Below are 9,075 nucleotides of genomic sequence, written 5' to 3'. Positions count from 1 at the left end.
GCGAAACCAGCGGCTCCCCCATGATCGATGGGATCACGTCCACGCAACCGACCACCACCCCGAACCCCGCCGCCTGTGGATAACCCGCCCCACCCCCACCACCCCGATCCCGGCCCCTCCTCTACTCCCCTTGTTCTCCTCCTTCGCACAGCTCCCCTCCTCCGTACAGACGGGCCGCTGCCGCCGCCTCCGCCGCGACGGCCCTCCGCAGCTCCGCTGGCCCCAGCACTTCCGCGCTCGCACCCATGCGCAGCAGGTCTCCCACCGCCACCGGGAGCGACTCCACCTCCAAGTGGACTTCCACCCACCCGTCGTCCCCCGCCGGCTCGGCTGCTTCCAGGGCACGGCGGCCTATCGCGCCGAAGCGCATCGGCAGCAGCTTCACGGCCTCCGGAGCGAGGCGCAGATGCGCGATCCCCTTGAGCATCGACGCTTCCAGTCGGCGGGCCGACTCCTCCCAGTACTCGGCCAGATCGAACCCGGTCGGGCGGTCGAAGAGCTCGCCGGTCGGGTGAGCCTCCTGCACGCGTGACACCCGGTAGGTGCGCACCGACGACTCCGCGCCCTCACCGGCCAGGGCCGCCAGGTACCAGGTGCCGCCCTTGAGCACGATGCCGAGAGGGCACAGTCGCCGTTCCACCTCACCTCGCCAGCGCAGGTAACGGACCCGCAGGACCCGGCGCTCCCACACCGCTTCGGTGATGACGCCGAGGTACGGGACCTCGTCGGCCTCTCGGAACCAGGCGGGGGCGTCCAGGTGGAAACGGTCCTGGGCGCGCGCGGCCCGTTCTGCGAGCGGGGCGGGCAGGGCGGCGCTCAGTTTGTTTCGGGCGGTCGTGAGTACCGCGTCCATCCCCAGGTCACGGGCGGCGGTGGGGACACCGATCAGGAACAGGGATTCCGCTTCGGCATCGGTGAGCCCGGTCAGCCGGGTGCGGTAACCGTCCATAAGCCGGTATCCGCCCTCGGGTCCGCGGTCCGCGAGCACCGGAACCCCGGCCGCGCCGAGCGCCTCGACGTCCCGGTAGACGGTGCGTACCGACACCTCCAGTTCCGTGGAGAGTTCGGGTGCGGTCATCCGACCGCGGTTCTGCAACAGCAGGAGCAGGGAGACGATTCGGTCGGCGCGCATACCAACATTCTCTCCGTACCTGACAGTGGATGTCAGGTACATCGACAAGGCTGGTCCTCGAAGCACCGAAGATCCGAAGGAATCGGGAGGGACACCATGTCCCGGACGACACGGTCCACACAGACGACCAAACGCACCGAGGGCACCTTCACCTTCGCGGACTGGAAGGAGGAGGAACTGTCGGAGGGCCCCTCTCCCAAGCTCGCCCGGGCCCACGTGACCAACCACTACAGCGGCGGGATCGAGGCGGCCGACACCGACTGCGCCTACACGTTCGTGTACCTGGAGGACGGGACCGGCTCGTTCACCGGTTTTCAGCGGTTGAGCGGGACCCTGGACGGACGGGCGGGCACGTTCATCCTGGAGGAACGCGGAACCTTCTTGGAGCGGGGCGAGGTGCGCTGCGGGTTCGAGGTGGTCTCCGGCACCGAGGAGTTGACCGGGCTGCGGGGCACCGGCCGGTACGTGGCCGTGCCCGGGGAGCCGTCGGTGGCCTACGTCCTCGAGTACACGCTGCCCTGACCAAGGGGCGCGGCCGCCACCTCGAACGCATGGTCACCGCCCCGAACGGGTAGGTGCGCCCGCACGCCGCCATTCGAGGAACGGAGGGGCCATGTACAGAAGACTGGGCTCCGGTGACGACGACGTGCTCGGGTTCGAGGTGGAGGGCACCATCTCCCAGGAGTCCTTCGAGGAACTCCTGGGAGAGGTGCGCCGCGCCATCGACCGGTTCGGCGGGGTCCGTCTCCTGGTCCGGGTCCACGGGTGGCCGGCCGGCGAGACCCCCACCCTCGGCGAGCGACTGCGGTTCGCCAAGGAGCACTTCCACCAGATCGAGCGCTACGCGGTGGTCGGTGACAGCCGTGTGGTCGAGTACCTCACCACCCTGGCGGACGCCTTCGTCGACATGGACCTGCGCTTCTTCGAGTCCGACGAGGAGGATCAGGCCTGGGCCTGGGTACGGGACCGGGGAACCTCTCAGGAGGCGTCGGCGTAGGCGTGCGCGTAGGCGAGGACGTCGTCCCGGTAGGTGTCGGACCGGTTGTACTCGAAGATCGCGTCCACCCAGTCCTCGGTCCTGCTCAGGTCACGACCGTCCTCGCACAGGTAGCGGGCTGCGGACAGGGCCGCGTCGTCGATGTTGTGCGGGTCGGGGGTCTCCCCCTCCAGTGACTCGCCCCATTTTTCCCAGGTCACCGGGATGAACTGCATCGGACCGACCGCCCGGTCCCACTCGGTGTCCCCGTCCAGCTCGCCGTCGTCGGTGTCCGGGATGGCCCGGGTGTTGTTGGTTCCGTCGAGCGGGATACCGATGACGTTCACGGTGGTCGTGCCGTCCGGACCGATCTCGCCGCCCGCATAGGTGCCATGGCGGGACTCGATGAAGCCGATCCCGGCCAGGGTCGGCCAGGACATGCCGCACTCGGCCTGGTCCTCGTCGAGCACCAGCTGCGCGCTCGCGTAGCCCTCCAGGGCCCGGCGCGGGATCCCGGTCGCGTCGGCGACCTCGTCCAGCCAGGTGTCGTCGGGACGCTGCGCTCCGGGCGCGGGTCGGGACTGTTCGTCCGCGCCGGCGGCCTCGGCGGGCTCTTCGGTCTCGTCGTCGGTACGCGGCGTCACCCCGGTGTGTTCGGGTGGGCCGGTCAGTTCGTCGTGCGGCGGGGTCGCGATGGTGCCGTCCGAGGGGTCGACGGAGGCGGCGGTCGGTGGTTCCCATCCGTTGAGCGCGGTGGACACCCGCCCGACCAGGACCACGACCCCCACCGTCACCAAGAGGCATACGGCCAAGGCGAGACTGACCGCGATCACCGGCCCGCGGCTTCGGCGCCGCCGGGCGCCGCTCACGCTGTCACCCATGCAGTCCTCCCCAAGGAAAGGTCACCAAGACGTAACGACACATCAAAACTCGCCCCATGGTCGCACATGGTCTCGACCGGATCTCACCGGCGGGCATTTGGAAACGAAGGACGCCCCGCCGGTCGGCGGGGCGTCCCCTCGGTGTTTCGTCGCGTGTTCGCGGTCGTGTCTACCGGTGCGGGTTGACGACGACCTCGACCCGCTGGAATTCCTTCAGGTCCGAGTAACCCGAGGTCGCCATGGTGCGACGCAGGGCACCCATGAGGTTCATGGAACCGTCGCTGGTGGAGGCGGGCCCGTGCAGGATCGACTTGAGGTCACCGATGGTGCCGACCTCGACCCGCTCGCCGCGCGGAAGCTCACCGTGGTGAGCCTCACTGCCCCAGTGGTAGCCGGCGCCGGGCGCCTCGGTGGCGCGGGCCAGCGGGGATCCGACCATGACGGCGTCGGCGCCGCAGGCCAGGGCCTTGGCGATGTCACCGCTGCCGGTCATGCCGCCGTCGGCGATGACGTGCACGTAGCGACCGCCGGACTCGTCGAGGTAGTCGCGCCGGGCCGCGGCGACGTCGCCGATGGCACTTGCCATGGGAACCGCCACACCCAGAACCGAACGGGTGGTGTGACCCGACCCGCCGCCGAAGCCGACCAGCACGCCGGCCGCACCGGTGCGCATCAGGTGCAGGGCTGCGGTGTAGGTGGCGCAGCCACCGACCACGACCGGGACGTCGAGGTCGTAGATGAACTGCTTGAGGTTGAGCGGCTCGGCCCTACCCGAGACGTGCTCGGCGGAGACCGTGGTGCCGCGGATCACGAAGATGTCCACGCCCGCGTCGACGACCGCCTTGTGGTACTGGGCGGTACGCTGCGGCGACAGACGGGCCGCGGTGACCAGGCCGGCGTCACGGATCTCCTCGATCCGGCGGCCGATCAGCTCCTCCTGGATGGGAGCGGAGTAGATCTCCTGGAGCCGCTTGGTGGCCGCCACGTCGCCGAGTTCACGGATCTCCTGGAGCAACGGCTCCGGGTCCTCGTACCGCGTCCACAGACCTTCCAGGTCCAAGACTCCGAGGCCGCCCTGTTGCCCGACCGCGACGACGGTCTTGGGCGAGGCGACGCTGTCCATGGGGCTGACCACCAGGGGCGTCTCGAACCGGTAGGCGTCGATCTGCCAGGAGATCGATACTTCTTCCGGGTCCCGGGTTCGCCGGGCCGGCACGATCCCGATCTCATCGAGTTCGTAGGCGCGACGCCCGTTCTTTCCCAGCCCGATCTCCACCTGAGCCAACGCTTCGATTCCCCTCTGACGTGCGGCACCGATCGGTCGACCGGCGCGATGACCGCGGACGCGAGTCTATCCGTCCACGGTCACCCTCTCACTTCCCGTTCGTGCTTCAACGGGCGTTGTAGTTGGGCGCTTCCACCGTCATCTTGATGTCGTGCGGGTGGCTCTCGCGCAGGCCGGCGCTGGTGATGCGCATGAGCTGGCCGCGTTCACGCAGTTCGGCCAGGGTGCGGGTGCCCGCGTACCACATGGACTGGTGCAGACCACCGACGAGCTGGTGGGCGACGGCCGAGAGCGGGCCGCGGAAGGGCACCTGACCCTCGATGCCCTCGGGGACGAGCTTGTCCTCGGAGGAGACGTCGGCCTGGGCGTAGCGGTCCTTGGAGAAGGAACGGCCGCGCATGGCGCCCAGCGACCCCATGCCCCGGTAGGCCTTGAACTGTTTGCCGTTGATGAAGATGAGCTCACCCGGGCTCTCCTCCACACCGGCCAGGAGGCTGCCGAGCATGACGGTGCTCGCGCCCGCGGTGATCGCCTTGGCGATCTCGCCGGAGTACTGCAGGCCCCCGTCGGCGATGAGCGGAACACCGGCCGGGCCGCACGCCTTGGCCGCCTCCAGGATCGCGGTGAGCTGTGGGGCGCCCACCCCGGCGACCACGCGGGTGGTGCAGATGGAACCCGGGCCCACTCCGACCTTGACGGCGTCGGCGCCGGCGTCGATGAGCAGCTGGGCCCCGGCGCGGGTGGCCACGTTGCCGGCGACGATGTCGGCGCGGGAGTTGGCCTTGAGCTTGGCGATCATGTCGGCCAGTCCCGAGGAGTGGCCGTGCGCGGTGTCGACGACGACGAAGTCGACCCCGGCCTCGACGAGCAGCTTGGCGCGCTCCTCCGCCTCGGCGCCCACGCCCACGGCGCCGCCGACGACGAGACGGCCGTCGGCGTCCTTGGTGGCGTTGGGGAACTGCTCGCTCTTGATGAAGTCCTTGACGGTGATGAGGCCGCGGAGGCGGTTGTCGGCGTCCACCAGCGGAAGCTTCTCGACCTTGTGCTTGCGCAGCAGCCCGAAGGCCTTCTCACGGCTGACCCCGACCGGCGCGGTGACCAGGTTCTCCGTGGTCATGACCTCGCGCACCAGGCGGGAGCGGTCGTCCTCGAAGCGCATGTCGCGGTTGGTCACGATGCCGACGAGCCGGCCCTGGGTGTCGGTGACCGGGACACCGGAGATCCGGTAGTGGGCGCACAGGCGCTCGACCTCGGCGAGGTCGTCCTCGGGCTGACAGGTGACCGGGTCGGTGACCATGCCGGCCTCGGAGCGCTTGACCAGGTCGATGTGACCGGCCTGGTCCTCGGCGGAGAGGTTGCGGTGCAAAACGCCGGCGCCGCCCTGGCGGGCCATCGCCACGGCCATGCGGGCCTCGGTGACGGTGTCCATCGCCGCGGACAGCAGCGGGATGCTGAGTTCGATGTTGCGGGACAGGCGGGTGGCGGTGTCCACCTCGCCGGGCTGGAGGTCGGAGTAACCCGGTACCAGCAGGACGTCATCGTAGGTCAGCCCCGGCGGGAGCAGTTTGTCCCCGTACTCGCTGTAGTCCTGGCTCATGACACAACCTCCGCTGTTGACCGGCAACACCTGCGCGGATCGCCCCCGCGTGTCGTCTCATCCTAGGACGTCGTGTCGTGCTCCCCAGGTGGAATGGACTGTTCACCCCGTCACCCCGGCAATGAAGTGTGCAACGTCACGGTTCGCCGGGGCCCGAGGTCACCGAAGGGTCACCGGAACGAGGCGTGGGGGTAACGGCAGTACCCCCGAGAGTGCCGCGGCGGGAGGAAGGTGATGCGGTTCGGGCAGGTTCGCCTCCCCGGCCCGGGCACGCGCCCGTGCTCGATCGAGGCCCTATGGGAGGACGCGGTTCGCCAGGGCCACCTTCCGAAGCCGAGCAATAGCTCGGTGCTGGGCAACCCGTACCGCCCCTGCCGACATTCCAAGGAGATGTCCCGTCTCGTCCGCTGTCAATCCCGTGATCACCCGCAACACCAGCAGTCTGCGCTGCTGTTCGGGAAGCTCGTCGAGAAGTTCTCTGGCCCGCTGCGCCTCGATGACGCGCACGGCGGCCTCTTCCGGTCCCGGCCCCTCGTCCGGTGGCTCCGGCACGGTGTCGGTGGGGACCGTCTCCACCCGCCCGGCCACCCGAAGGGTGTCGGCGACCTTGTGCGCCGCGATGCCGAACACGAAGGAGGCGAAGGGCCTGCCCCGGTCCTGGTATCGGGGGATCGCCGTCAACAGGGCGATGCAGACCTCCTGCGCGACGTCGTCGGAGTGGTGCGCCAGCCCCGACACCCGAGCCAGCCTGCTGTGGCAGTACCGCACCACCATGGGGCGGACCTCGCGCAGCAGCGAGTCCATCGCCCCGTCGTCCCCCTGAACCGCGAGCGACCCCAGATGGTTCAAACCCGTTTCGCGCGCGTCGGAGGGAGTCCCTGTCCGCTGCGCGGTAACGCCCCCCCGGGCGCCTGCATCCGTCACGTTAGGAATGATGCCCGCACCACGGGACCCAACCACTCCAATCGGCAACTACGGAATGGTCACATTTTGGGAAAATGGCCCGAAATCACCGCAGAGAAGGGGTTCTTTCGACCCTCCCCCATGATAGTGAGCCCGGCCACTCCGGCCCGCCTCGGCGAGTGGGGGCGGGACACCGTGGCGGCCCGCCCCCACTCGACATCTCACCCTCTAGTGGGCGTGACCGTCGCCCTCGTCCTCCTCGGGCCTGTCCGCGACCAGCACCTCGGTGGTCAGCAGCATGCCCGCGATGGACGCGGCGTTCTGGACGGCGGAACGGGTGACCTTGACCGGGTCGAGGATGCCCTCACCGGTCAGGTCGCCGTAGGCGCCCGTGGCGGCGTTGAACCCGTGGCCGACCTCCAGCTCGGAGATCTTGTGGGTCACGACGTAGCCCTCGGCGCCGGCGTTCTCCGCGATCCAACGGGCCGGCTCGACCAGCGCGCGACGGACGATGGACACACCGGTCGCCTCGTCGTCGGTCAGGCCGAGGTCGCCCAGGGCGGTGGAAGCGTGCACCAGGGAGGCGCCGCCGCCGGCGACGATGCCCTCCTCGATGGCCGCGCGGGTCGCCGAGATGGCGTCCTCGAGGCGGTGCTTCTTCTCCTTGAGCTCGATCTCGGTGGCCGCGCCCACGCGCAGCACCGAGACGCCGCCCGCGAGCTTGGCCAGACGCTCCTGGAGCTTCTCGCGGTCCCAGTCGGAGTCGCTCGCCTCGATCTCGTTGCGGATCTGGCGGACGCGGTCCTCGACGTCGGCCTGCGCGCCGGCACCGTCGACGATGGTCGTGTCGTCCTTGGTGATGGTGATGCGACGGGCGGTGCCCAACACGTCCAGCTCGGCGTTGTCCAGGGTCAGGCCGACCTCTTCGGAGATGACCTGGCCGCCGGTGAGAACGGCGATGTCCTGGAGCATGGCCTTGCGGCGCTCGCCGAAGCCGGGCGCCTTGACCGCGGCGACGTTGAGCGCGCCGCGCATCTTGTTCAGCACCAGGGCGCCCAGGGCGTCGCCCTCGACGTCCTCGGCGATGATCAGCAGCGGCTTCTTGGTCTGGACGACCTTCTCCAGGAGCGGCAGCAGCTCGTTGAGGTTGCCGATCTTGCCCTGGCTGATGAGGATGAGGGCGTCCTCCAGCACCGCCTCCTGGCGGTCCCCGTCCGTGACGAAGTACGGGGAGATGTAGCCCTTGTCGAACTGCAGACCCTCGGTGAAGTCGAGCTCCAGCCCGAACGTCGGGGACTCCTCGACGGTGATGACACCGTCCTTGCCGACCTTGTCGAACGCCTCGGCGATCAGGTCGCCGATCTGGGCGTCCTGGGCCGAGTTGGTCGCCACGTAGGCGATGTCGGAGCGCTCCTTGATCGGAACGGCGCGCTCGAGCAGGGTCTCCGACACCTGCTGGGCGGCGGCGTCGATGCCCTTCTTCAGGGACATCGGGGAGGCGCCGGCGGCCACGCTGCGCAGGCCCTCGCGGACCAGCGCCTGGGCCAGCACGGTGGCGGTGGTGGTTCCGTCGCCCGCGGCGTCGTTGGTCTTGGTGGCGACCTCCTTGACCAGCTGGGCGCCCAGGTCCTCGTAGGGGTCGTCCAGCTCGATCTCACGGGCGACGGTCACACCGTCGTTCGTGATGGTGGGGGCGCCGAACTTCTTGTCGATGACGACGTTGCGGCCGCGCGGACCGAGCGTCACCTTCACGGCGTCGGCGAGACGGTTCACGCCCCGCTCGAGGGCGCGCCGGGCGTCGTCCTCGAACTCCAGGATCTTCGGCATCTGTGGTGTTTCCTCTTACCGTTGTGAGGTCATGTAACGAGGACATCCCGCCCCGCCCGGCTTCGAGGGCCGACCGGTGCGGGATGTCGAGGATCGAACGCCGAGAGCTACTTCTCGACGACCGCGAGGAGGTCGCGGGCGGAGAGCACCAGGTACTCCTCGCCGTCGTACTTGACCTCGGTGCCGCCGTACTTGCTGTACAGAACGACGTCGCCGACGCTGACGTCCAGCGGAATGCGCTTGTCGCCCTCGTCGTCCCAGCGGCCGGGACCCACGGCCAGGACCTCGCCCTCCTGGGGCTTCTCCTTGGCGGTGTCCGGAATGACCAGACCGGAGGCGGTGGTCTGCTCGGCCTCCAGGGTCTTGACCACGACGCGGTCCTCGAGCGGCTTGAGCACGGTCTTGGTGGCGGTCGACACGGTAGTGACCTCCCCCTTCAAGGTTTCGGTGTCCTGAACGGCGGCCCGTGCGGCA

Annotated in this window: 9 protein-coding genes; 2 read left to right on the top strand and 7 right to left on the bottom strand. The window is 69.3% G+C overall.

What is annotated here, in order from left to right:
* Window positions 1-121: 121 nt before the first annotated feature.
* Window positions 122-1,132: a YafY family protein gene (locus K8V84_RS20575; protein WP_304077479.1), complete on the bottom strand. Its 1,011-nt coding sequence runs from the start codon at window positions 1,130-1,132 to the stop codon at window positions 122-124.
* A 96-nt stretch (window positions 1,133-1,228) separates the two neighbouring features.
* On the opposite strand from K8V84_RS20575, the gene K8V84_RS20570 reads away from it, so the two are divergent.
* Both K8V84_RS20570 and K8V84_RS20565 read left to right on the top strand, forming a co-directional pair.
* On the top strand, window positions 1,229-1,654 hold the full coding sequence (locus K8V84_RS20570) for a DUF3224 domain-containing protein (protein ID WP_304077477.1): 426 nt from the start codon (window positions 1,229-1,231) through the stop codon (window positions 1,652-1,654).
* A gap of 91 nt (window positions 1,655-1,745) precedes the next feature.
* Window positions 1,746-2,129: an STAS/SEC14 domain-containing protein gene (locus tag K8V84_RS20565; protein ID WP_304077474.1), complete on the top strand. Its 384-nt coding sequence runs from the start codon at window positions 1,746-1,748 to the stop codon at window positions 2,127-2,129.
* Here the strand turns inward: K8V84_RS20565 and K8V84_RS20560 are convergent.
* The 6 genes from K8V84_RS20560 to groES form a co-directional block, all read right to left on the bottom strand.
* Window positions 2,111-2,989 carry a lytic transglycosylase domain-containing protein gene (locus tag K8V84_RS20560; RefSeq protein WP_304077473.1) on the bottom strand — a complete coding sequence of 293 codons (879 nt, stop codon included), beginning with the start codon at window positions 2,987-2,989 and terminating at the stop codon, window positions 2,111-2,113. The genes K8V84_RS20565 and K8V84_RS20560 overlap by 19 nt on opposite strands.
* 169 nt (window positions 2,990-3,158) lie before the next feature.
* Window positions 3,159-4,265: a GuaB3 family IMP dehydrogenase-related protein gene (locus K8V84_RS20555; RefSeq protein ID WP_304077484.1), complete on the bottom strand. Its 1,107-nt coding sequence runs from the start codon at window positions 4,263-4,265 to the stop codon at window positions 3,159-3,161.
* 115 nt (window positions 4,266-4,380) lie between these two features.
* Window positions 4,381-5,871, bottom strand: coding sequence for an IMP dehydrogenase (gene guaB / locus K8V84_RS20550; protein ID WP_304077470.1), 1,491 nt, complete (start codon window positions 5,869-5,871; stop codon window positions 4,381-4,383).
* A gap of 294 nt (window positions 5,872-6,165) precedes the next feature.
* Complete coding sequence (gene shbA / locus K8V84_RS20545) at window positions 6,166-6,831, bottom strand: RNA polymerase sigma factor ShbA (RefSeq protein ID WP_304077481.1); 666 nt, start codon at window positions 6,829-6,831, stop codon at window positions 6,166-6,168.
* A gap of 171 nt (window positions 6,832-7,002) precedes the next feature.
* Window positions 7,003-8,601 carry a chaperonin GroEL gene (groL, locus tag K8V84_RS20540; protein WP_304077468.1) on the bottom strand — a complete coding sequence of 533 codons (1,599 nt, stop codon included), beginning with the start codon at window positions 8,599-8,601 and terminating at the stop codon, window positions 7,003-7,005.
* Window positions 8,602-8,708: 107 nt separating this feature from the next.
* Complete coding sequence (gene groES / locus K8V84_RS20535) at window positions 8,709-9,020, bottom strand: co-chaperone GroES (protein WP_067600482.1); 312 nt, start codon at window positions 9,018-9,020, stop codon at window positions 8,709-8,711.
* Between the last annotated feature and the right edge of the window lie 55 nt (window positions 9,021-9,075).

Origin of the sequence: Nocardiopsis listeri, assembly GCF_020741345.1 — a bacterium.
Classification (GTDB): Bacteria; Actinomycetota; Actinomycetes; order Streptosporangiales; family Streptosporangiaceae; genus Nocardiopsis; species Nocardiopsis listeri_A.
The sequence above is the reverse complement of the archived record's forward strand: the minus strand, read 5'-3'. Positions and strand labels throughout refer to the sequence as shown.

Excerpts from the sequence above, each read along its gene's own strand:
- groL (WP_304077468.1), bottom strand. The coding sequence starts at position 8,601 with ATGCCGAAGATCCTGGAGTTCGAGGACGACGCCCGGCGCGCCCTCGAG.
- K8V84_RS20560 (WP_304077473.1), bottom strand. The coding sequence starts at position 2,989 with ATGGGTGACAGCGTGAGCGGCGCCCGGCGGCGCCGAAGCCGCGGGCCG.
- guaB (WP_304077470.1), bottom strand. The coding sequence starts at position 5,871 with ATGAGCCAGGACTACAGCGAGTACGGGGACAAACTGCTCCCGCCGGGG.
- K8V84_RS20565 (WP_304077474.1), top strand. The coding sequence starts at position 1,746 with ATGTACAGAAGACTGGGCTCCGGTGACGACGACGTGCTCGGGTTCGAG.
- K8V84_RS20575 (WP_304077479.1), bottom strand. The coding sequence starts at position 1,132 with ATGCGCGCCGACCGAATCGTCTCCCTGCTCCTGCTGTTGCAGAACCGC.
- K8V84_RS20570 (WP_304077477.1), top strand. The coding sequence starts at position 1,229 with ATGTCCCGGACGACACGGTCCACACAGACGACCAAACGCACCGAGGGC.